21 protein-coding genes are annotated in these 20,912 nt (G+C 62.4%); 9 read left to right on the forward strand and 12 right to left on the reverse strand.

Going from position 1 to position 20,912, the window contains the following annotated elements:
* Nucleotides 1-40: 40 nt before the first annotated feature.
* Nucleotides 41-955 carry a LysR family transcriptional regulator gene (locus AB7M25_RS11095; protein WP_102699166.1) on the reverse strand — a complete coding sequence of 305 codons (915 nt, stop codon included), beginning with the start codon at nucleotides 953-955 and terminating at the stop codon, nucleotides 41-43.
* 151 nt (nucleotides 956-1,106) lie between these two features.
* On the opposite strand from AB7M25_RS11095, the gene speB reads away from it, so the two are divergent.
* The 5 genes from speB to AB7M25_RS11120 all read left to right on the forward strand — a co-directional run bounded on the left by speB (nucleotide 1,107) and on the right by AB7M25_RS11120 (nucleotide 7,883).
* Nucleotides 1,107-2,108 carry an agmatinase gene (speB, locus tag AB7M25_RS11100; protein ID WP_008055762.1) on the forward strand — a complete coding sequence of 334 codons (1,002 nt, stop codon included), beginning with the start codon at nucleotides 1,107-1,109 and terminating at the stop codon, nucleotides 2,106-2,108.
* 68 nt (nucleotides 2,109-2,176) lie between these two features.
* A complete protein-coding gene (locus AB7M25_RS11105; protein WP_454237282.1) occupies nucleotides 2,177-3,688 on the forward strand; it encodes an aldehyde dehydrogenase family protein in 1,512 nt (503 codons plus the stop codon).
* A gap of 242 nt (nucleotides 3,689-3,930) precedes the next feature.
* Nucleotides 3,931-5,505, forward strand: coding sequence for a purine-cytosine permease family protein (locus AB7M25_RS11110; protein WP_429382981.1), 1,575 nt, complete (start codon nucleotides 3,931-3,933; stop codon nucleotides 5,503-5,505).
* A 2-nt stretch (nucleotides 5,506-5,507) separates the two neighbouring features.
* Entirely contained in the window at nucleotides 5,508-7,196 is a 1,689-nt protein-coding gene (gene betA / locus AB7M25_RS11115; protein WP_007980667.1) for a choline dehydrogenase, read from the forward strand.
* A gap of 189 nt (nucleotides 7,197-7,385) precedes the next feature.
* Nucleotides 7,386-7,883 carry a GNAT family N-acetyltransferase gene (locus AB7M25_RS11120; protein ID WP_454237283.1) on the forward strand — a complete coding sequence of 166 codons (498 nt, stop codon included), beginning with the start codon at nucleotides 7,386-7,388 and terminating at the stop codon, nucleotides 7,881-7,883.
* Here AB7M25_RS11120 and AB7M25_RS11125 read toward each other — a convergent pair.
* A complete protein-coding gene (locus AB7M25_RS11125; RefSeq protein WP_454237284.1) occupies nucleotides 7,857-8,162 on the reverse strand; it encodes an NIPSNAP family protein in 306 nt (101 codons plus the stop codon). The genes AB7M25_RS11120 and AB7M25_RS11125 overlap by 27 nt on opposite strands.
* A 230-nt stretch (nucleotides 8,163-8,392) precedes the next feature.
* Between AB7M25_RS11125 and AB7M25_RS11130 the strand changes: the two genes are divergently transcribed.
* The 3 genes from AB7M25_RS11130 (at nucleotide 8,393) to AB7M25_RS11140 (ending at nucleotide 10,266) form a co-directional block, all read left to right on the forward strand.
* On the forward strand, nucleotides 8,393-9,055 hold the full coding sequence (locus AB7M25_RS11130; RefSeq protein WP_454237285.1) for an ATPase: 663 nt from the start codon (nucleotides 8,393-8,395) through the stop codon (nucleotides 9,053-9,055).
* Nucleotides 9,056-9,095: 40 nt separating this feature from the next.
* On the forward strand, nucleotides 9,096-9,434 hold the full coding sequence (locus AB7M25_RS11135) for a hypothetical protein (protein ID WP_104447739.1): 339 nt from the start codon (nucleotides 9,096-9,098) through the stop codon (nucleotides 9,432-9,434).
* 439 nt (nucleotides 9,435-9,873) lie between these two features.
* Nucleotides 9,874-10,266, forward strand: coding sequence for a DUF1801 domain-containing protein (locus tag AB7M25_RS11140; RefSeq protein ID WP_429382976.1), 393 nt, complete (start codon nucleotides 9,874-9,876; stop codon nucleotides 10,264-10,266).
* On the opposite strand, the gene AB7M25_RS11145 is transcribed toward AB7M25_RS11140, so the two are convergent.
* Nucleotides 10,241-10,369: a hypothetical protein gene (locus AB7M25_RS11145; protein WP_454237286.1), complete on the reverse strand. Its 129-nt coding sequence runs from the start codon at nucleotides 10,367-10,369 to the stop codon at nucleotides 10,241-10,243. The genes AB7M25_RS11140 and AB7M25_RS11145 overlap by 26 nt on opposite strands.
* A 120-nt stretch (nucleotides 10,370-10,489) precedes the next feature.
* Between AB7M25_RS11145 and AB7M25_RS11150 the strand changes: the two genes are divergently transcribed.
* Nucleotides 10,490-10,879, forward strand: coding sequence for a c-type cytochrome (locus tag AB7M25_RS11150; RefSeq protein ID WP_429382974.1), 390 nt, complete (start codon nucleotides 10,490-10,492; stop codon nucleotides 10,877-10,879).
* 189 nt (nucleotides 10,880-11,068) lie between these two features.
* Here the strand turns inward: AB7M25_RS11150 and AB7M25_RS11155 are convergent, their stop codons facing one another.
* The 9 genes from AB7M25_RS11155 to AB7M25_RS11195 form a co-directional block, all read right to left on the reverse strand.
* Nucleotides 11,069-11,497, reverse strand: coding sequence for a nuclear transport factor 2 family protein (locus AB7M25_RS11155; protein WP_429517158.1), 429 nt, complete (start codon nucleotides 11,495-11,497; stop codon nucleotides 11,069-11,071).
* Nucleotides 11,490-12,233 (reverse strand): SGNH/GDSL hydrolase family protein, encoded by a 744-nt coding sequence (locus tag AB7M25_RS11160; protein WP_454237287.1) that lies wholly within the window; start codon nucleotides 12,231-12,233, stop codon nucleotides 11,490-11,492. The genes AB7M25_RS11155 and AB7M25_RS11160 overlap by 8 nt, the downstream gene beginning before the upstream one ends.
* A 6-nt stretch (nucleotides 12,234-12,239) precedes the next feature.
* On the reverse strand, nucleotides 12,240-12,812 hold the full coding sequence (locus tag AB7M25_RS11165) for a chorismate mutase (protein ID WP_429382968.1): 573 nt from the start codon (nucleotides 12,810-12,812) through the stop codon (nucleotides 12,240-12,242).
* A gap of 80 nt (nucleotides 12,813-12,892) precedes the next feature.
* Nucleotides 12,893-13,183, reverse strand: a complete 291-nt coding sequence (locus AB7M25_RS11170; RefSeq protein WP_429382966.1) for a DUF7693 family protein — start codon at nucleotides 13,181-13,183, stop codon at nucleotides 12,893-12,895.
* Between the two features lie 180 nt (nucleotides 13,184-13,363).
* Nucleotides 13,364-14,926, reverse strand: a complete 1,563-nt coding sequence (locus AB7M25_RS11175) for an amino acid permease (protein WP_429517164.1) — start codon at nucleotides 14,924-14,926, stop codon at nucleotides 13,364-13,366.
* A gap of 163 nt (nucleotides 14,927-15,089) precedes the next feature.
* Nucleotides 15,090-16,250 carry an iron-containing alcohol dehydrogenase gene (locus AB7M25_RS11180; protein WP_454237288.1) on the reverse strand — a complete coding sequence of 387 codons (1,161 nt, stop codon included), beginning with the start codon at nucleotides 16,248-16,250 and terminating at the stop codon, nucleotides 15,090-15,092.
* Nucleotides 16,251-16,253: 3 nt separating this feature from the next.
* On the reverse strand, nucleotides 16,254-17,645 hold the full coding sequence (locus AB7M25_RS11185; RefSeq protein WP_454237289.1) for an aldehyde dehydrogenase family protein: 1,392 nt from the start codon (nucleotides 17,643-17,645) through the stop codon (nucleotides 16,254-16,256).
* A gap of 7 nt (nucleotides 17,646-17,652) precedes the next feature.
* Entirely contained in the window at nucleotides 17,653-19,026 is a 1,374-nt protein-coding gene (locus AB7M25_RS11190; RefSeq protein WP_104447722.1) for a glutamine synthetase family protein, read from the reverse strand.
* Between the two features lie 295 nt (nucleotides 19,027-19,321).
* Nucleotides 19,322-20,911 (reverse strand): winged helix-turn-helix domain-containing tetratricopeptide repeat protein, encoded by a 1,590-nt coding sequence (locus tag AB7M25_RS11195; protein ID WP_429517166.1) that lies wholly within the window; start codon nucleotides 20,909-20,911, stop codon nucleotides 19,322-19,324.
* Between the last annotated feature and the right edge of the window lies 1 nt (nucleotide 20,912).

Here is a 20,912-nt window from a genome sequence, read left to right on the forward strand (position 1 = left end):
TCAGTATGCCCGGCAAAATTTCAATTTGGCGAGTGTCCTATCACGGCTTGGCGGTTTTACGGGCGCTGGCGGCCAGGTCCTCAAGGAACGCCTGGAGGATGGGCGGCGGTGCCGTACCGCGCCGGGTGATCACATCGAAGGGTGACTTCAGGCGCAGGCTCGCGGCTGCCAGTTGATGCATCTCGCCGCTCTTGACCCACTGGCTGGCGAAGTGCTCGGGCAGGAAGCCGACATAGGCGCCGGAGATGATCAGGATGGCCGAAGCCTCGATGTTATCGACGGTGGCGGCCGCCTTGCTCACGCCCAGGTGCTCGAGGTCGTATTGCTGCATGTAGCCGCGCACGACGATGCGCCCGGCAGCAACTTCTTCGAGCAGTTCCTCACCTTCAGCCTGGCTGCCAAACAGCGGGTGGCGCCGCCCGCAATACAAGCCCAGGGCTTCCTGGTACAGCGGCGATTGCAGCAGCCCCGGCACATGGATCGGGAAGTGCCCGATGGCGAGATGAAGTCGACCGTCGAGCACCCGTTCTTCGAGTTCCGCCGGGGTGCCGACGTACACGTTCAGGTGCACGTCGTGGCCCCGGGAGACGAAGCGCTGGGTGGTGCGCGGGATCGGCGAGTCGGGGTCGGTGATCGTGGTGTCGATGATCCCCAGGTTGAGCTTGCCGCTGATGTGCTGCTTGAGCACGTCGGCGTCCATGCAGAAGTTTTCCACCGCCGACAGCAGGCGCTGGGTGGCTTCATGAATCGCCACGCCCTGTTCGGTCAGGCGAAAGCCGCTGCGCCCGCGCTGGCAGAGTTTGACCCCCAGGCGGGTTTCCAGGTGGGTCATCTGCTCGCTGATGGTCGACTGCCCGGCATTCAGCGCCGCCTGCGCGGCCGAGAAGCCGCCGCAGCGGACGATCGTGGCAAACACCCTGAGCAGTTTCAGGTCGACATCGTGCAGCTGGATCATCTTGGACCTCCGGCCTGTGGACGCATCGGGAATGCCGATATGAGTATCTGATGTTTAGCATTTTTTCCACGAAAACCTGCGCCCATAGTCTTTCCAACGGCGGTCGCCTTGCAGTCCGCCAGGCCGATAACAAGAAGTGGAGAGGCTAGAAATGTCGAACAACGGTTATGAATCCGGTCGTCTGAACCTGCCATTCGTGGGGCATTGCACCTTTGGCAAATCCCCGGTGTGCACCGATTGGGATGCACTGGATGCCGACGTCGCGGTGCTCGGTGTGCCCAACGATATGGGCACCCAGTGGCGCTCCGGCGCACGCTTCGGACCCCGCGGGATTCGTGAAGCATCGACGCTGTTTTCCTTCGGCCACGCCGGCGCCTACGATCACGAAGATGACGTGATGTACCTCACCGCATCGGACGTGCGCATGGTCGACGTCGGTGATGCCGACATCGTCCACACCGACATGGCCACCAGCAACAAGAACACCGAATACGCCGTGCGCAAGATCCTCGATGCCGGCGTGATGCCGGTGGTGCTCGGCGGTGATCACTCGGTGCACGCGCCGGTGATCAAGGCCTTCGAAGGCCGCGGCCCGATCCACATCATCCACTTCGATGCGCACCTGGATTTCGTCGACGAGCGCCACGGTGTGCGCTATGGCCACGGCAATCCGCTGCGCCGCGCTTCGGAAATGAACCACATCGTCGGCATGACCCAGATGGGCATTCGCAACGTGTCGTCGTCCAACCGCGACGACTACGAAGCAGCCCATGAAGCTGGTTCGAAAATCCTCTCGGTACGTGACGTGCGTCGCCTCGGCGTCGAGGGTGTGCTGGCGCTGATCCCGCAGAACATCAACTACTACATCACCATCGACATCGACGGTTTCGACCCGTCCATCGCCCCCGGCACCGGCACCCCGAGCCATGGCGGCTTCCTCTACTACGAAGTGCTGGAAATCATCCAGGCCCTGGCCAAGCGCAGCAAGGGTAACATCGTCGGCATGGACCTGGTGGAAGTGGCGCCGGTGTACGACCCGACCGGCATGACCTCGATCCTCGCCGCGCAACTGCTGCTCAACAGCATTGGTTTCATCTTCCACGAACGCGGCAAGGTGCGTGCAGCCGCCGAGAGCGAAACCAGTCCAGCCTGATATCGAAACCACACAGCTCAGAAGCCAGAGCCCCGGCAGTGCCTGACTGCCGGGCAGAGAGAATAAAAATGGACACGATCGTCAAGAGTTACCTGCAGAAATTCGGCGTCAGCGAAGCCACCCAGACCTTCCTCAGCAAGGTCCCGAAAATGTTCATCGGCGGCGCCTGGGTCGAAGCCAGCGACGGCCAGACCTCCGATGTCATCGAACCTTCGACCGAAGGCCTGATCACCCGCATTCCCATGGGCACCACCGATGACCTGGACCGCGCCGTGCAAGCCGCCCGCGCGCAGTTCGACGGCGGCGCCTGGCGCCAGGCCAAACCGGCCGAGCGCGAGCGTATGATGCAGCGCCTGGCCGACCTGATCGAACAGAACGCTGCCGAACTGGCGGAAATCGAATCCATCGACATGGGCAAATCCGTGGCCTTCGCCAAGGACGTGGACATCCAGGGCACCGTCGATACCCTGCGTTACTTCGCCGGCTGGGCCACCAAGCTGCACGGCCGTACCGTCGAACCTTCGTTGCCGGGCAATTACCTGGCTTACACCCGCAAGGAGGCGGTCGGCGTGGTCGGTGCAATCGTGCCGTGGAACTTCCCGTTGCAGACCATGGCCTGGAAGCTCGGCGCGGCGTTGGCGACCGGTTGCACCGTGGTGGTCAAGCCCGCCGAACTGACCTCGTTGTCGGCCCTGCGTTTTGCTGAACTGGTGCAGGAAGCGGGCATCCCCGACGGCGTGATCAACATCGTCACCGGGCGCGGCAGTGTGGTCGGTGCGGCCATGGCCACCCACCCCGGCATCGACAAACTGACCTTCACCGGCTCGACCCCGGTCGGCCAGACTGTCGGCCGCGCAGCGCTGGATGACATGAAGCGCCTGACCCTCGAACTCGGTGGCAAATCACCGGTCATCGTCTGCGCCGACGCCGACATCCCGGCCGCCGCCCAAGCGGTCGCCAACGGCGTGTTTTTCAACTCCGGGCAGGTATGCGACGCCGGTACACGGGCCTATATTCATAGCAGTGTCTACGACCAATTCCTGGGTGAGCTGATCGCCTACACGCGCACCCTGAAAATGGCCCCCGGCCTGGACCCGGACTGCTTCATCGGCCCACTGGTTTCGGCCCTGCAAAAGCAGCGCGTGACCGAGTACATCGAGACCGGCAAGGCCGAAGGCGCCAAACTGGTCTACGGCGGACAAGCGGTCGATGGCCCTGGTTTCTTCGTCGAGCCGACCATCTTCGCCCATTGCCGCAACGACATGCGCATTGTCCAGGAAGAGATCTTCGGGCCGGTGCTGGTCACCGCACCCTTCGACGATGAGGAAGAGGCCCTGGCCCTGGCCAACGATTCGCCTTACGGCCTGGCGGCGGCACTGTATTCCAACGACCTTGGCAAAGTGCACAGCCTGATTCCACGTTTGAAAGCAGGCTCGGTCTACGTCAACGCCCACGGCACCCTCGACCCGTCGATGCCGTTCGGTGGCTACAAGCAGTCCGGATTCGGCAAGGACCTGGGCGCCGAGCAGCTCGATTACCTGCTCGAAACCAAGGCAGTCTGGATCACGCTGCCAGGCTGACGCCTGCCCTGGCCCCCTGTAGGAGCGAGCTCGCTCGCGATGGTCGCTAACGATAACGCTGGAAGCCTGATACCCCGCGGTGCTCCTGGCTTCATCGCGAGCAAGCTCGCTCCTACAGGTTCAGCGTCATTTTCGCCATTGGCGCCATCATTGATCAGGAACGGCAAGGACGCGCCCCGGGAGTCGTTCCCCCGAAAGAACGCGGTTATCTCGTCATGATCTTCCAACAATAAGAGTCCATCATGAACACTAACGCCAAGTCAGCCACGAGCGTGTCCGCCCTCGACGACAAGTCTGTCGTCGAGGGGCATTCGATTGATTTCATCCCCGAGAACGAGCGCACCGACAAACTGTCGAGCCAGGGCCCGTTCTGGTTCCTCGGCAACTTCACCTTCTTCACCATGACCATCGGCTTCGTCGGCCCGAGCGTCGGCCTGACCGCGCTGTGGACCACGCTCGCCGGCACGCTGGGCATCATGTTCGGCACGCTGTTCATGGCGTTTCACGGTTCGCAAGGCCCGCACCTGGGCCTGCCGCAGATGATCCAGTCCCGCGCGCAGTTCGGTTATCGCGGGGTGATCCTGGTGCTGCTGGCGACGCTGTTCGTGTTCGCCGGCTTCAACATCGTCAACCTGGTGCTGATGATGCAGGGGCTGCACACGCTGTTCGGTTTCAACCCCGCGGTGATCGCAGTGGCGGTGACCATCCCGGCGGCGGTGCTGGCGATCCTCGGCCATGACTGGATGCACCGCAGCTTCAAATGGGCGCTGTTCCTGTCCTTGCCGCTGTATGGCCTGGTGACCATGGCGGTGCTGATGGGTTGGGTGCCGGATGCGGTGCTGCCGGCACTCGCGGAGGGCGAAGTGGCCCGGGAGCCGCTGGGTTTCAACTGGACCGGTTTCATTGCGCAGTTTGCGGCGGCCGCCAGCTACAACATCGCCTATGCGCCTTATGTGTCGGACTACTCGCGCTATCTGCCGAAAAACACTTCCAGCGGCAAGCTGATCGCCGTGGTGTTCCTCGGGGCTTCGTTGTCCGGTGCGTGGATGATTTCCGTGGGTGGCTGGCTCGCCGATCACCTGCATTCCACTGACGTGCTGGTGGCCCTGGGGCAAGTCGGCAACACCGTGTCGCCACTGATGGGCACGGCGGTGGTGGTCGTCACTATCCTGGCATTCCTGCCGGTGATCGCGATGAACATCTACAGTGCCAAGCTGACCACGCTGACCTGCGTCGACTCGATCAAGCACATCGAACCCACCCGCAAGGCACGCATCCTGGCCATCGGCTTCGTGATCCTGCTGCAACTGGGCGTGGCCCTGAGCATCCAGAGTTCGGGCAAAGGCCTGTCGGTGCTGGGTATCTACCTGGTGGTGATGCTGTACTTCCTGGTGCCCTGGACCTCGGTCAACCTCACCGATTACTTCTTCGTGCGCAAGGGCCGCTACGCCATCCCGCACTTCTTCATGCCTCACGGCAACATTTATGGCAGCTGGGGACTGCGCGGGATCGCCGCCTATGCCATCGGTTTTATCTCGATGATTCCGTTCTTCTACATCTTCGACGGCGTTGAACAGCGCGAGGTGTATGTCGGCCCGCTCGCCAAGGCACTGGGCAGCATCGACATCGCCTGGCTGGTCGGGCTGATCGTGTCGGGCCTGGCCTACTACTGGCTGAGCCGCTCGATCGACCTCAAGCGCGAAGAAACGGTGATCCAGCAGATCGAAAAAACCTCCCCGCAATACACCACCGGCGACACGCTGACCCACAAACAGCAGCCACTGCCGGTATTCACTGAATCGACGGTCGGGAGATAAGCATGACCACGCAAAAATACGACTACATCATCATTGGCGCAGGCTCGGCAGGTTGTGTGTTGGCCAACCGCCTGAGCGAAGACCCGGCCACCTCGGTGCTGGTCCTGGAATTCGGCGGCAGCGACAAGAGCGTAGTGATCCAGATGCCCAGTGCCTTCTCGATCCCGATGAACACCAAGAAGTACAACTGGCGCTACGAGACCGAGCCGGAGACTTTCCTCAACGGCCGGCGCATTCACTGCCCGCGGGGCAAGGTGCTGGGCGGATCGTCCTCGATCAACGGCCTGGTGTACATCCGTGGCCATGCGCTGGATTTCGACGAGTGGGAATCCCTGGGCGCCGAAGGCTGGGGCTATCGCAACTGCCTGCCGTACTTCAAGCGCGCCGAGAGCTATGAGTCGGGCGGCGACAGCTATCGCGGGCAGACCGGACCGCTGCACACCACCAACGGCAACCACATGAAAAACCCGCTGTACGGTGCCTGGGTCGAAGCCGGCGCGGAGGCGGGCTACATCAAGACCGAGGACTGCAACGGCTACATGCAGGAGGGTTTCGGTGCCATGCACATGACCGTGAAAAACGGCGTGCGCTGCTCCACGGCCAATGCCTACCTGCGTCCGGCCATGGGCCGTCCGAACCTGACGGTGATCACCCATGCGATGACCCGCCAGGTCATCCTCGAAGGCAAGCGAGCGGTGGGGGTCATGTATGACCACGGCGGCCAGACCCACCAGGTGCTTTGCAACCGCGAAGTGCTGATCTCGTCCGGGCCGATCGGCTCGCCGCACCTGCTGCAACGCTCCGGCATCGGCCCGGCGGACGTCCTGCGCAAGGCCGGGATCGGCGTACGCCATGACCTTCCGGGGGTAGGGGAGAACCTGCAGGATCACGCCGAGGTGTACATCCAGTTCGGCTGCAAGGAACCGGTGACCCTCAACAGCAAGATGGACCCGTTGAGCAAGCTGATGATCGGTCTGCGCTGGCTGCTGTTCAAGGACGGCCTGGGCGCCACCAACCACTTCGAGGCCGGTGGCTTCATTCGCTCCGAAAAAGGCCTGCGCTGGCCGGACATCCAGTTCCACTTTCTGCCGGCAGCGATGCGCTACGACGGCAACAAGCCGATCAAAGGCCATGGCTTCATGGTGCTCACCGGTCCCAACAAGCCGAAAAGCCGTGGTTACGTGCGGGTTCGCTCGGCCGACCCGTACGAGCATCCGGAGATTCGCTTCAACTATCTGGAGCGGGAAGAGGACCGCGAAGGCTTCCGCCGCTGCATTCGCCTGACCCGGGAGATCATCGGCCAGAAAGCCATGGACCGCTTCCGTGACGGCGAAATCGCCCCGGGCGCACAGGTGACCAGCGATGAAGACCTCGATGCCTTCGTGCGCGACAACCTGGAAAGCACCTACCATCCCTGCGGTTCGTGCCGCATGGGCGAGGACGACATGGCGGTGGTCGACTCCGAATTGCGCGTGCGCGGCATCGCCGGCCTGCGGGTGATCGATTCGTCGGTGTTCCCGACCGAGCCGAACGGCAACCTCAATGCGCCGACCATCATGCTGGCCGAGCGGGCGTCCGACCTGGTGCGTGGCGTGCAGATGCTGCCGGCGTCGGATGTGCCGGTGGGGTTGGTGGAGGGTTGGGAGAGCAGCCAGCGTACGTCGTTGCCAGGGCGTAACGTGCGGGTCTGACAGAAACGCACCGCCCCCCTGTAGGAGCTGGCTTGCCAGCGATGGCGGCCTTTCATGCGATGCAAGGCTAGTGGGCCCCATCGCCGGCAAGCCGGCTCCTACAGGTGAACTTCGCCGGGAAAATATTACGTCTCGATTGAGCTTCCATTGCTAGTCTGTAAATCCTTGAGACCGCAATGGAGCACCCTCATGGCTATTCAGGCCCTGCGCGCCGACGCATCGCATATCGACCAGATCGCCCCTCTGTTTGACGCCTACCGGATGTTCTACGAGCAGCCGTCGAACCTGGCGCAGTCGCGCGCCTTCATCGCCGAGCGCATCGCCCGGGATGAATCGGTGATTTTTCTTGCCCGGGACACCGACGGTGAAAACCTCGGCTTCGTCCAGCTGTTCCCGACCTTTTCCTCGATCGACGCCCATCGCACCTGGCTGCTCGGTGATCTGTTCACCACGCCCGCGGCCCGGGGCAAAGGCGTCGGCACCTTGCTGATGAACACCGCCCGGGATTTTGCAAGGCTGGCCGGTGGCAAAGGCATGACCCTGGAAACCGCCACCGACAATGTCACCGCCCAGCGCCTGTATGAATCCCTGGGCTGGGTGCGCGACCCCGGTTACTACACCTACTGCCTGGATCTGAAAAAGACTGAGTCAGCGAGCCTTTCAGGCAAACACCGGCCGCATGAATGAACGCTCGTAGCTGAGGATGAATTTCCGATCTTCGGCGTATTTGAACGCCGCGATGCACTCAGGATCGTTCATCGATTGCTGCCGGTAATGTCCGTAGGCCGCCAGGCTGGGAAAGGTGAACAGTGCCAGGGCGATATTGTTGGCGCCCTCCGAAGGCAGAAAGTAGCCGTGGTGCTGGCCGCCGAACTTCTCCACCAGGGGGATCCACAACTTGCCGTAGTGCTCGAATGCGTCGAGCTGGTAAGGGTCGAGCACGTATTTCAGGTAGCAGGTCACCATTGTTTCGCTCCTTGATCAGGTTTTGAGGGCAGTCGCCACTGTAATGAACAGTGGGCGCCCGGCACAGCCGCTTGTTCGACATTGACCGGTAAGTTTGCGCCAGAGGCCTGTGCTGGCGCCGCCGCACTATTGGTTCAGTCAATAGTCACCATCAAGAATCGCAAGTTCTGTTTTTGGCGCAAAGGCGGAAAATTGCCGGCATTGAACACGCTGCTCAAGGAACCTGCGCGATGAAAATCTTGACCCGACTGGCTGTGATTGCCCTGTTGCTGGGCAGCGTTGTGTCTACCGCATCGGCCTTTGCCGAGGACGCACGCGCCTGCCACCTGCCGCCCATCACCGGTAGCCAGGGCGGGTTGCAATACGGGCAGACGGTCGGGGTGCTCTACAGCGAACACACCGTGGAAAACCTGCAATACCTTGAGCAATACCACTCGGTGGCCGTCAATGGCGCGAAGCACGCACTGGATGCGCGAATTCGCCAGGCCTTCGTCGACAGCTCCGATCCGCAACTGGCCATCGACTGGCTGATGAGTTCGTTGCACAAGACCTTTCTGTCGGTGACGGTCTACGACAGCCTCGATGCCCTGGTGCAGGCCCATCCCGATGTCGTGGTGATGCTCGATACCCACAACCAGTTGCTGACCCAGCGTAACGACCGGGTCGAGGCACGTTTCGCCGCGCGGTTCTACGACGCCGGCCTGCAATACATCGGCAAGGCCGAAGGCGCGGTGGAAAAACAGCTGCCGTCGGTGTGGGTGCATGACAAGGCCGCACCCGAGATTGCCGCGCAAATCGAACAGCAACGCGACCTGCAACTGACCGCGTTGAAACAGTTCGATGCGTCGTTGAGCGCGCTGGTCTCCACCGGATTGACCGCGGCAACCCATTAACCAGCCAATTCACCATAGATTGCTTTTCAGGACCTGACTCATGCGCACTTTTTTTGCCCCGACCCTGGCCTTCGCCTCGCTGTTGCTGGCCGGTTGCGCCACGCCGAACAATCCGACGCTGACCTTGCAGACCAGCAAGTCGCCCGAGGAGTACACCCATTGCGTGGTGCCGAAGTTGCAGCACGATGCACTGGCGCCCACGGTGTCGCAGACCCAGCGCAGCTACCGGATCGTCGTATCGAGCAAAGTGGCGGCGGACAACGTGCTTGAAACCTACAAGGCCTCGAACGGCGGCAAAGTGTTCCTGTACGAGCGCAAGCTGCTGGCGTCGACCTTCGTGCCGTCGAGTTTCGAGCGTGCGGCGCAGGAATGCCTGTAAGCGCCATTTCAGGCAAAAAAAAGCCGCCGGGAGAGGCAGAATTGTAGGAGCCAGCTTGCTGGCGATGGACTTAAATGCGCTGCGTTTATCCAGTTCACACGCGTTATCGTTAACGACCATCGCTGGCAAGCCAGCTCCCACAAGGGACCATGCCCACGCTGAAAATGAAGTGACCTCCAAACCAGTGAAGGCAAAAAAAAGCCGCCGGGAGAGGCAGCAGAAAGTTAAAGCACGCATTGGATGAGCTGAGTATGGCGCCCACTTCATGACGATTCGATGACAAATGAACAATTGTGGCAAGGGAGCTTGTCGGATCGGCGTACCGTCCCTGCCGTCTTCCTGGCCTTCAGCGCCGGGCTTGAGGTTCGTCACCGTGAAAACCCGCCAACACCGTCTACCCTCATCGGTCACAACCATCATGATGAGGGTGCAGACGGTGATGAAAACGGACAAGGTTGAATCAAACGAAGCCTCGGCGCTGATCGACGAGCGAATCCGGGAGCTGGCCGACTGGCGCGGCGAGACCCTGGCCCGCCTGCGCAAGATCATCCGGCAGGCCGACCCCGAAGTGATCGAAGAGTGGAAGTGGCGCGTGCCGGTGTGGTCCCGTGCCGGCATCCTCTGCACCGGCGAGACTTACAAGCAAGTGGTGAAGCTGACCTTCGCCAAGGGCGCGTCGCTGGACGATCCGTCGAAGCTGTTCAATGCAAGCCTTGAAGGTAATACCCGACGTGCCATCGATATTCGCGAGGGCGAGCAGATCGATGAAGCGGCGTTGACGGCGTTGGTTCAGGCGGCTGTTGAGCTCAATACCTCACACAGCAAAAAATAAGGTTCTTCACGCATTCCCGGGAAACTGTAGGAGCCGGCTTGCCGGCGATGGACTCAAATGCGCCGCGTTTATCCAGTTCACACGCTTTATCGTTAACGACCATCGCTGGCAAGCCAGCTCCTACAAGGGGCTATGCCCACAGGGGATTGCGTCCATTTGACCACTTGGGGTATCCCCGGCCTGCATGTTCCAATAGCGAGCATTCGCAGACTGGAAACGCAACATGAAGAAAATCGCCGCACTGACTTTCGCCCTGGCGCTCACCGCTGGCCTGTTCAGCACTCCCACCCTGGCCGCGGGCGATGTCCAGGCCGGGGAGAAAGTCTTCAAGCGCCTCTGCAGCGGCTGCCATCAGATCGGCGAATCGGCTCGCGCTTTCTTCGGCCCGCAGCTCAATGGCGTGATCGGTCGCCACTCCGCCGTCACCACGGACTATGTGTATTCCGACGCGATGAAATCCGCCAACCTGGTCTGGGATCGCGAAACCCTGATTGCCTACCTTGAAGCACCGAAGAAAGTCGTCCCCGGCACGCGCATGATTTTCTGGGGCCTGAGCGATCCGGAAAAAATCGAAGACCTGTTGGCCTATCTGCAAACTTTTACGGCGCAGTAATCACTCGCCCGGGTTCTCCACCAGCCGCCGTTGGTTTAACACCTGACATTTGAGGCTGTACACAACTCCTGTGGGAGCGGGCTTGCCCGCGAAGGCGGAGTGTCAGGCGACATGGATGCTGAATGTGCTGACCCCTTCGCGGGCAAGTCGGATCGCCGCACCGCCGCTCCCACAGGGTAATGTGCTGACTCAGGTTTTTGTGGCCTTCAGATAAGCACCGAGGCGCCGCCCCATTTCCTCACCCAGCGCCTGCAAGCCACTCAGCGGCCGCACCATCACTTCGAACTCGACAATCCTGCCCTGTTCGTTGAAGCGGATCATGTCGATGCCCTTGAGCTCTTTCTCGCCGACCCTGGCGCTGAATTCGAGAATCACGTTCAAGCCATCCGCTGTCGCCAGCTCGCGGTGATAGGCAAAATCCTCGAACACGTTCATGACCGTGTTGAGGATCATCGACACCACCGGCGCCCCCGGATACGGCGTGTGCGCCATCGGCGAGCGGAACACCGCCTGCGGATCGAGCAGTTCGGGCAAGGCGCTCAAGTCGCGGTTGCCGAGCATCGCGTGCCACTGCTTCAGGGACGCGGCGACGTTGGGGTTCAGGTTCAGCTCAGACATCTTCAACTCCTGTTTTTATTGTTGTGGTGCGAAAGCGTTGGTCGATAACCCTGGCGGCATCGTCGGCCCATTGACGATAAAGCATCGGCCCCGGATGAAAACCGTCGCTGGCCATCAAGCCCGGTTCGGGCGTCAGCGGGGTGGTCAATATCGTGCATTGATCCACGCCGGCGGCCAGATCCGCAAGCCGTGCGTTGAAACGACGCGCCCTGAACCCCAGAAACCAGCGCAGCGGCTGCGGCAGGGCGGGGAACAAATGCATCGGCGGGAGCGGCGAGACCACAACCTGCCTCACCGCGAACCTGTCGCACAACAACGCCATCAATCGCTGTTGCCGAGCGAGCCACTGATCCAGGGTGAGCGAACTGGTGACATCGTTGACGCCAATCGACAACAGCGCCACATCGAATGGCTCGGGGGCATGCTGTTCGAGCAGCTCCAGCAACCCTTGCGAATCCAGACCGGTGCGCGCCCAGAGTTTCCACGACACCTGATAATCCTCGGCCAGGCGCTCCACCAGCCGACCGCTGAGCGCCTCACCTTGAGTCGCCGCCCCCACCCCCGCTGCAGCGCTGTCGCCGACAATCAACAAGCGCAGAACGGCGCCGCTGCCGGACTCGCCCTGGCGTTCACCTTCGGCCTCCGGCAGCCTCGGCGTCATGCGCCTGGTGTAGAGACCTTGCGCAAGCAACACCGGGCCGAGCAGGATTTTGGCGAGGGTTTCAACCCGGCTCATATGACGTTATCGCCCCGCAATACACAGCTCCCCGGTCGCACGAATCATTGCCTGCCCATGCAGGTAATCCTTGATCAGCGCCGAGCGTTCGGTGGCCAGCCATTGCGGGCAGTTCGGGTCGTTGCGGTAGGGCAGGAACGCAGCGTACTGATTGAGCAGCAGGTTCTGCAGTTTGTCGAGTTTGGGCCGGATGTCGTTGTTGAGGTCCGGTCGTGGCGTGTCCGGTGCCTTGTGCGCCGCTTGCCATTGCGCGAGCCGGCCGTATTGCAGCAGTTTGCTGGCTTCGATCTGGGCAGCGATCAGGTCGGCGACATCGTCGGGGTCGAGCTTGCGCTGGTCCGCCTGCTGGCGCGCGTTGGCGATGACTTGCGCTTCCCGGGCATTGTCCTGGACCGGTTTGCCGCTGTCCCATTTGGTCAGCGCCACCAGTTCACTGATGCTCAAGCGCTCGTTCATCGTCGCCAGCAAGGGTTGCAGGGCATCGGGTGCCGGGGGCGTCGTGCCGGCCTGGGCACCGCCGGCGAACAAACCGAGCAGGGCGCAGGCCAGCCAGGACGAAAGGCGTGGGGAACGGGGCATGGGCGGAATCTCCTTGGACGCAAAATCACTCCGGCTTGTGTATCACAAGTGCGGCCAGGGAACGACAGGTTGCGAATGATTCAGGCCAGCAACCGCTCAATCTGCGCCAGTTCCCAGGTGCTGAGCAAACTCACCGGGTCGGTGCCGAAGCGCTGCCCGCTGTCGAACGCATACTCGCGGCCATCGGGGCATAGGCCGTGCAGGCAGTGGCGCAAGTGGCCGGCGTCGACGTCGAGCAACAGGCGCCAGCCGTCGATGTCGACCCGAACATGACTGGACTGGCAAGCGTCGTCGACTCGCTTGAAGGAGCGAATGCCTTGGGCGGCATCGCGCAACGGCTGGTAAACCTCGCGGGCGGTGAGGGCGGGCACGGGTGTCTCCGGGATGAAATCGGGGGAGGCACAGGATAAATCATCAGCGTGCATAAAAGCCCGGACCCTGTAGGAGCGAGCTTGCTCGCGATGGACTCAAGAGCGCCGCGTTTAGCCAGTAAACACGCGTTATCGTTAACGACCATCGCGAGCAAGCTCGCTCCTACAGTGATTCGGCTATCAGCTTCCGGCTTGTTTGTTCAACGCCGCTTCCGCCGCGGCGATTTCAGCCTGGCGCTTGACGATCATGTCGCCCACCGGTGGCCCCTGGAAGCGCCGGGCTTCAAAACCGAACCAGACGATGGCGGTCAGGACCAGGAAACCGATAGTGATGTACAGCGCCCAATCGTTGGGTGGCTGGATGCCGATGACGAAAATGATGATCATCGACAGGATCGAGAGGATGGCGAACACCGAGTACCAGAATCGCCCCATGTTCCACGGCCCCATGGTCGGCCACTTCGACGTCCCGTAGGTAAACAGGCCGAGCACGATGGGGATGGCGAAGGAGAAGAACAGGAAGATCACCGTGCAGGACACCACGATCGTATAGACCGGCGTTGCCCCGACCGAGATCACCGACGAGCCCCAGTCGAACAGCACGGCAAGGGTGGCACCGGTCCAGATGGCCGCCACCGGGCTGCGAAAGGTCGGTGAGACCGAGGACAGGGCTTTGGAGCAGGGCAGGCCGCCGTCCCGGGAGAAGGCGAAGATCATGCGCGAAACCGAGGTGACGGTGGCCAGCCCGCAGAGCACCTGCGAGATGAAAATCGCCACGAAAAGCACCAGTTTCAAGGTCGGGTTGACCTGGGTGTTCATGGCCCAGAAAAACACGTTCCAGCCTTGCTTGGCCGCCTCGTCCATGTTCGGCAGCATCAGCACGAACGCGCTGAGCATCAGCCAGCCGAACAGCAACGACCAGACCACCGACATGACCATGCCGCGGGGCACCGACATGGCCGCGTTGCGGGTTTCCTCGGAGGTATGCGCCGAGGCGTCATAGCCGGTGATGGTGTAGATCGGCAACAGCAGGCCGAGCATGAAAACCCAGCCGTTGGAGACCTGCGGCCAGACACTGCCGCCCGCTTCGCCGGAATAGTTGCCGAAGGTCCACAACCGCGCGAATTCGTAGCTGGGTGCCGAGATCAGGCAGACGATGGTCAGCGCCAGCGCCGTGGCGAAGATCAGGTAGCCGGAGAAGTCGGTGAGCTTGGCCGTCAGGCCGATACCCAAGTGGTTGCACAAGGCCTGCAGGCCCGTGAGGATTGCCAGGAAAATCACCCTGACCGTGGTCGTGTCCTCCATGCCCAGTGCCGGTCCGAAGGCACCGAAAAAGAAGTAATAGGTACCGACGTTGATCGCGCCCAGCACCGTGACCAGCCCCAACAGGTTGAACCACGCGGTCAGCCAGCCGGTGAAGCGGTTACCGAGGATCGAGCCCCAGTGGTACAGGCCGCCGGCGGTGGGGTAGGCCGAGGAAATCTGCGCCATGGCCATGGCGAATACCCCGGAGATCAGGCAGCCGATCGGCCAGCCGATCCCGATGGATATGCCACCGGCGCCCGAGGTGCCCTGGGCCAGTGAATTGATGCCACCGGAGAGGATGCAGATGATCGAAAAGGAAATGGCGAAGTTGGAGAAAACACCCATTCGTCGTGAGAGTTGCTGGGCGTAGCCCATGCTGTGCAGCACCTTGACGTCATCGTCGTGCGTTTCGGTGCCCGGCTGGCTTGTTGGGTTCATTGTTGTGTGCCCCTTGTCAGGTATTGAACAGGCCGAACTGAGCCGCCGTAGGCTCGACCTTGGTTTTCTGTAGGAGCGAGCTTGCTCGCGATGGACGTCAACGATGACGCGGGGAGCCTGACACCCCGCGTCATCCACAAGTCCATCGCGAGCAGGCTCGCTCCTACAGACGGCCGTGAAGTGCCGCGTCGAAAATCTTTGCCACGCCGTCCCGGGTTAAAGGCAGCGGGTTGCCGCCGGCCGAGGGGTCGACAATCGCCATGTCCGCGATCAGGTCCGCCTGCCGGTCATCCACGCCCAGTTCAACCAGGGTATGGGGCACGCCGATGTCCTTGCGCAACTTCAGGACGAAGGCAAGGAAGCTGTCGAACCCCGGCGAGGGCAGGCGCAGGTACGCCGCCAGGCGGGTGATGCGCTCCTCGATGGCCGTGCGATTGAATTGCAGGACATAGGGCATGAAGGTGGCGTTGGTCATGCCGTGATGGGTGTCATACAGCGCACCCACCGGATGGGAGAGCGCATGCATCCCGCCCAGGCCTTTCTGGAATGCCGTGGCGCCCATGGCCGCCGCCGCGAGCATTTGCGCACGCGCCTCAAGGTCCGACGGCGTGTGTACCGCTTTCACCAGGGCGTTGGCCACCAGGCGCATGCCTTCCACCGCAATGCCATCGGCCAGGGGATGAAAACCGGGGGCGCAGTACGCTTCCAGGCAATGCGATAACGCGTCCATGCCCGTGCCGGCGGTGACCTTGGCGGGCATGCCGACGGTGAGGGCCGGGTCGCTGATGACCACGCGCGGCATCATTTTCGGGTGGAAGATGATGCGTTTGGTGTGGGTGCGCTCGTCGATGATCACCGCCGCACGACCGACTTCCGAGCCGGTCCCCGCCGTGGTCGGCACGGCAATGACCGGGGCGATGCGGCTGTCGTCGGCGCGGGTCCAGTAGTCGCCGATGTCTTCGAAGTCCCAGACCGGGCGGGTCTGGCCGCTCATGAAGGCAATCAGCTTGCCCATGTCCAGGCCGCTGCCGCCGCCGAAGGCGATCACACCGTCATGTTTGCCGGCACGCCAGGCCTCGAGCCCGCCGGCCAGGTTGGCTTCGACCGGGTTGGGCTTGAGGTCACAGAACAACGCCACGCCCAGGCCGGCGGCGCGCAGCGCATCCAGTGCCGCCGTGGTGATCGGCGCGCGCGCCAGGCCGCTGTCGGTGACCAGCAAGGGGCGCTCGATACCCTGGCTGCGACAGACGTCGGCCAGCTCGGCAATGCGCCCGACGCCGAACCGAATGCTCGTGGGGTAGTTCCAGTTTCCAGTCAGGTTCATGGTCTACACCTCGTGACGCAGATGAAAGGATTTGGCCCGGGTCAGGTGCTCATAGCCCAGTGGCGACAGGGTGACGCCGCGTCCGCTGTTCTTCACGCCGGTCCAGGCCAGCGCCGGGTCCAGGTAATCGCAGCGGTTCATGAACAGCGTGCCGGTGGCGACCTGGTTGCCCAGGCGTTCGGCCGCTGCGAGGTCCCGGGTCCAGATGGACGCGCTGAGCCCGAACTCACTGTCGTTCATCAAGGCAATGGCCTCGTCATCGCTGGCCACCGGCATGATGCCGACCACCGGACCAAAGCTTTCATCGCGCATGACCGACATTTGATGGCTGACATCGACCAGGACCTGCGGCGCGAGGTAGGCGCTGCCCGGCACGTCGGCGGTAAAGGCCTGCGGATCGATCAGCGCCGTCGCGCCCTGGGCCAACGCTTCGGCGATCTGGCCACGAACGAAAAATGCGGCGCCCGGTGTCACCAGCGGACCGAGGGTGGTGGCTTCGTCCAGCGGGTTGCCCAGCACGTACTGGCGGGTCAGTTCGGCGAAGCGCTCGACAAACGCCGGGAAGATTGTCTGGTCGACGTAGATGCGCTCCACAGCGCAGCAACTCTGCCCGGAATTGAAGAAACTGCCGTCCACCAGGTTTTCCACCGCATGCTCGAGGTTGGCGTCAGCCCGCACGTAGGCCGGATCCTTGCCGCCGAGCTCCAGGCCCACGCCGATGAAGCGTCCCGTGGCGGCGCTTTCCATGGCCTTGCCGGCATCGACTGAACCGGTGAAGTTGACCTGCTGTACCCGGCCCGAATCAATGATCGCAGCGGTCTGCCGATGATCGAGCAGCAGGTTATGGAACAGGCCATCCGGCAGATGGGCGCGGCGCATGGCCTCGGCGAAACGCTCGCCCACCAGCAGGGTTTGCGAGGCATGCTTGAGGATCACGCTGTTGCCGGCCATCAGCGCCGGGATGATCGTGTTCACCGCCGTCAAATAGGGGTAGTTCCACGGCGCGACCACCAGCACCGTGCCCAGCGGCTCGCGCTTGATGTAGCGTCGAAAACCCGCCACTGGCGCCGGCTCTATATCGGCCAGCGCTTGCGGCGCGATGGCGATCATGTGTCGGGCGCGTTCGGCAAAACCGCGCAGTTCGCCGGCGCCATAGCGCACCGGGCGACCCATCTGCCAGGCCAGTTCCGGCACGATGTCCGCCTGCATCGACAACATCGCGTCCACTGCGGCGCTGCACAATGCTGCGCGTTCGCTCAGTGAGCGGCGTTGCCATGCCGCCTGTGCGCTGGCAGCGGCGGTCAGTGCCTGCTCGACCTGCGCCGCATCGGCCAGCTCTCGTTCGACGTACACCCGGCCATCGACCGGGGAGATCAATTGCACCTTCGCAGTCATGATGTTCTCAATAGCGCTCGAAGCCGCGCTGCAGTTCCCAGTCGGTGATTCGCCGGTCGTACTCTTTCTGTTCCCACTCGGCGGTGTGCACGTAATGGTCGACCACCTCATCGCCGAACGCCTCGCGCAACATGGCGGAGGCCTTGAGGGCGGCGCTCGCCTCGCGCAGGGTCTTGGACACTTCCGGCAAATGCTCGTCCTGGTAGGCATCCCCTTCGAATGGCGGGACGAGATCGAGCTTTTCGTCGATGCCGGCCAGGCCCGCCGCGATCAACGCGGCGAAGGCCAGATAGGGGTTGAGGTCGGCACCGCCGATGCGGCATTCGATGCGGATGGACTTGCTGCCTTCGGCACACAAACGAAAGCCGGCGGTGCGATTGTCGCGGCTCCACACCGCCCGCGTCGGCGCAAAGGTGCCGGCCTGGAAGCGCTTGTAGGAGTTGATGTAGGGCGCGAGAAAGCAGGTGATGTCGTTGGCGTACTTGAGCTGCCCGGCGACCCAGGCACGCATCAGTTTCGACATGCCGAACTCGGCTTTCGCGTCGAAGAACAGCGGCTTCTTCGCGTTCTTGTCCCACAGCGAATTATGGATGTGACTGCTGGAACCGGCGGCGTCGTAACGCCACTTGGCCATGAAGGTGATCGCCTTGCCCTGCAACTGCGCGATCTCTTTGCAGGCGTGCTTGATGATGACGTGGTGGTCGGCCATGGTCATGGCATCGGCGTAGCGGATGTTGATCTCTTCCTGGCCCGGGCCCCATTCGCCCTTGGAGTTTTCCACGGGAATGCCCGAGGCCTGCAAATGCTTGCGAATCGCCCGCAGCACCGGCTCTTCGCGGGTGGTCTGGAGGATGTTGTAGTCCTCGATGTAATGGCCGGCGGTTTTTGGCTTGTGATAGTTGCGCTTGTGGATCGCCTCGTAGCTCTCATCGAACAGATAGAACTCGAGTTCCGAGGCAAACATGCCGGTATAGCCGCGCTCGCGCAGACGCTCGACCTGCTTTTTCAGAATCGCCCGCGGGCTGTGGGGCAGGTCCTGGCGATGGTGATGATCGAGCACGTCGCACAGCACCAGCGCCGTGCACTCAAGCCAGGGCACGCGCCGCAGGGTGGACATGTCGGGCTTGAGCACGAAATCGCCGTAGCCCTTGCTCCAACTGGCCGCGGCGTAACCCGGCACCGGCTCCATGTCGATGTCGTCGGCCAACAGGTAGTTGCAGCAATGGGTTTCTTCGTGGCCGCTGTCGATGAAAAACTCGACCTGGAAGCGCTTGCCGACCAGGCGTCCCTGCATGTCGACCATGCAGACCAATACGGTGTCGATTTCGCCGGCGGCAGCGGCGCGTTTGAGTGCATCAAAGCTGAGGAGGGGCTCGGTCATCACGGCAATCCTGCGTGAAAGGTTTTGGCCAGTCTGAGATCGCTGTTGCAGACGCTCTCCAGAAACACCCAAAACCTGCAGAACCGAGCATCATGAGCAACGAGTTGCTCAAAGCTTAGCCTACCGTAGCAATGTGCAACTATTGCCAGGTAAAAGCCATCGCACGACCTGGTCCCTGTAGGAGCGAGCTTGCTCGCGATGGACTTCAGGACACCGCGTTTAATCAGAAGACCCGCGTCATCGTTGACGACCATCGCGAGCAAGCTCGCTCCTACAGGTCAGGGGGTGGTCGCCTTTACTCTGGCAATCCCGCCAGGCGCAATCCCTCGACAAAACGGGCGAAATCCTCAGGCCGTTGAATGGGCAGCCAGTCCTTGAGGGCGCACAGACGCAAAGAGGGATCCAGCGCTTGCAGGCGTTGCATCGCCAGATTCGCTTTGTCCATTCGACCGTCGAGCGCATGACTGGCCGCCACCAGTGCTGCGGCGACCAGCAGGCTGGGGAGGTTGCCCAGTGCCTTGTCCGCCCAGGCCGCCGCGGCATCGAAGTGCCCGGCGAAGAAATGCGCGAGCGCCATGCCGACCTGCATCCTGAACATTTCCGGGTCCAGCGGGCTCAAGCGAACGGCATGGTTCAGGTGCTCGATGGCCGCGTCCGTTTCACCGCGTAGTGCCCGCAGGATACCGCCCAGAAACCAGGCGGGGGCGAGGTTGGGGTTGAGCAGGCGCGCCCGGTCGAGCAGTGCAATGCCGCCGTCGACTTCGCCGGCGAGATGGGCCAGCGCATGTCCGGCCCGGGTCAAAGCGACGGCATCATCGCGGCCGAGGGCCACCGCCAGGCGCGCCAGCCGTATGCCCTCGGCGATTTCTGCAGGCCGATCGCCCATCCAGCCATTGAGCTTGCGCCAGAAGTGACACCAGGCAGCCATGCCATAGGCCGAGGCAAACTCCCCATCGAGCTCGATGGCCTGGTAGAACATCGGCAGCGCCTGCTCGATGGCTTCCCGGCTGCCGCTGTGCAGTTTTGCCATGGCCCGCAGGTAGTAGTCGTAGGCGTCCAGGCTTTCCGTCGGCTTGCGCTTGGCGCGTTCGATTTCTGCCCGCTCCAGTTGCGGCGCGATCGCGCCGACGACGCTTTCGGTGATTTGGTCCTGCAGCTCGAAGATATCGTCCAGCAGGCCTTCGAAGCGCTCGGCCCAGAGGTGCGTGCCGCTTGTCGCATCGATCAGTTGCCCGGTAATGCGCAGCTTGTTGCCGCTCTTGCGCACGCTGCCTTCGAGCACGTAGCGCACGCCCAGTGCCTGGCCGACGCCTTGGGCGTCCACCGTCTGGCCCTTGTAGGTGAAGCTTGAATTACGCGCGATGACGAACAGCCAGCGAAGACGCGACAGGGCGGCGATGATGTCCTCCACGACGCCGTCGGCGAAGTATTCCTGCTCCGGATCGCCGCTCAGGTTCTGGAAGGGCAGGACGGTGATCGAGGGTTTTTCCGGCAGGACGAGTGCAGGGGAGGGGGTTGGCTTTGGGGCGGCGGTCGGGTGTTCATCGCTCTCGGGCTGTCGCGCTTGCCCGGTCAGGTCGCCGTTGATCCGGCCAACGAAGCGGTAGCCTTTGCGGGCGACGGTGCGTACCAGGCGCTGCTCCTCACCGGTATCGCCGATGGCCTTGCGCACGGCATTGATGTGGCTGGTGATCGTCGATTCCGAAACGATCCGGTCGCCCCACACCGCCTTGAGCAGTTCGTCCTTGCTGACGACGCGGTCGGGATTGTTGACGAACAGCAGCAACAGGTCGAAGACCTGCGGTCCGACGGCCACGACTTGCCCGCGCAGGGTCAGCTCCCGGCGTTCCTGATCGAGTACGTAGTCTTCAAAACTGAATGGCAAG

The sequence above is a fragment of the Pseudomonas sp. AP3_22 TE3818 genome (assembly GCF_053628995.1).

Excerpts from the sequence above, each read along its gene's own strand:
- AB7M25_RS11165 (WP_429382968.1), bottom strand. The coding sequence starts at position 12,812 with ATGCCCCGTTCCCCACGCCTTTCGTCCTGGCTGGCCTGCGCCCTGCTC.
- AB7M25_RS11160 (WP_454237287.1), bottom strand. The coding sequence starts at position 12,233 with ATGAGCCGGGTTGAAACCCTCGCCAAAATCCTGCTCGGCCCGGTGTTG.
- AB7M25_RS11130 (WP_454237285.1), top strand. The coding sequence starts at position 8,393 with ATGAAAATCTTGACCCGACTGGCTGTGATTGCCCTGTTGCTGGGCAGC.
- AB7M25_RS11135 (WP_104447739.1), top strand. The coding sequence starts at position 9,096 with ATGCGCACTTTTTTTGCCCCGACCCTGGCCTTCGCCTCGCTGTTGCTG.
- AB7M25_RS11175 (WP_429517164.1), bottom strand. The coding sequence starts at position 14,926 with ATGAACCCAACAAGCCAGCCGGGCACCGAAACGCACGACGATGACGTC.
- AB7M25_RS11155 (WP_429517158.1), bottom strand. The coding sequence starts at position 11,497 with ATGTCTGAGCTGAACCTGAACCCCAACGTCGCCGCGTCCCTGAAGCAG.
- betA (WP_007980667.1), top strand. The coding sequence starts at position 5,508 with ATGACCACGCAAAAATACGACTACATCATCATTGGCGCAGGCTCGGCA.
- AB7M25_RS11125 (WP_454237284.1), bottom strand. The coding sequence starts at position 8,162 with ATGGTGACCTGCTACCTGAAATACGTGCTCGACCCTTACCAGCTCGAC.
- speB (WP_008055762.1), top strand. The coding sequence starts at position 1,107 with ATGTCGAACAACGGTTATGAATCCGGTCGTCTGAACCTGCCATTCGTG.
- AB7M25_RS11185 (WP_454237289.1), bottom strand. The coding sequence starts at position 17,645 with ATGACTGCGAAGGTGCAATTGATCTCCCCGGTCGATGGCCGGGTGTAC.
- AB7M25_RS11145 (WP_454237286.1), bottom strand. The coding sequence starts at position 10,369 with ATGGTCGTTAACGATAAAGCGTGTGAACTGGATAAACGCGGCGCATTT.
- AB7M25_RS11180 (WP_454237288.1), bottom strand. The coding sequence starts at position 16,250 with ATGAACCTGACTGGAAACTGGAACTACCCCACGAGCATTCGGTTCGGC.
- AB7M25_RS11105 (WP_454237282.1), top strand. The coding sequence starts at position 2,177 with ATGGACACGATCGTCAAGAGTTACCTGCAGAAATTCGGCGTCAGCGAA.
- AB7M25_RS11190 (WP_104447722.1), bottom strand. The coding sequence starts at position 19,026 with ATGACCGAGCCCCTCCTCAGCTTTGATGCACTCAAACGCGCCGCTGCC.
- AB7M25_RS11110 (WP_429382981.1), top strand. The coding sequence starts at position 3,931 with ATGAACACTAACGCCAAGTCAGCCACGAGCGTGTCCGCCCTCGACGAC.
- AB7M25_RS11095 (WP_102699166.1), bottom strand. The coding sequence starts at position 955 with ATGATCCAGCTGCACGATGTCGACCTGAAACTGCTCAGGGTGTTTGCC.
- AB7M25_RS11120 (WP_454237283.1), top strand. The coding sequence starts at position 7,386 with ATGGCTATTCAGGCCCTGCGCGCCGACGCATCGCATATCGACCAGATC.
- AB7M25_RS11150 (WP_429382974.1), top strand. The coding sequence starts at position 10,490 with ATGAAGAAAATCGCCGCACTGACTTTCGCCCTGGCGCTCACCGCTGGC.
- AB7M25_RS11140 (WP_429382976.1), top strand. The coding sequence starts at position 9,874 with ATGAAAACGGACAAGGTTGAATCAAACGAAGCCTCGGCGCTGATCGAC.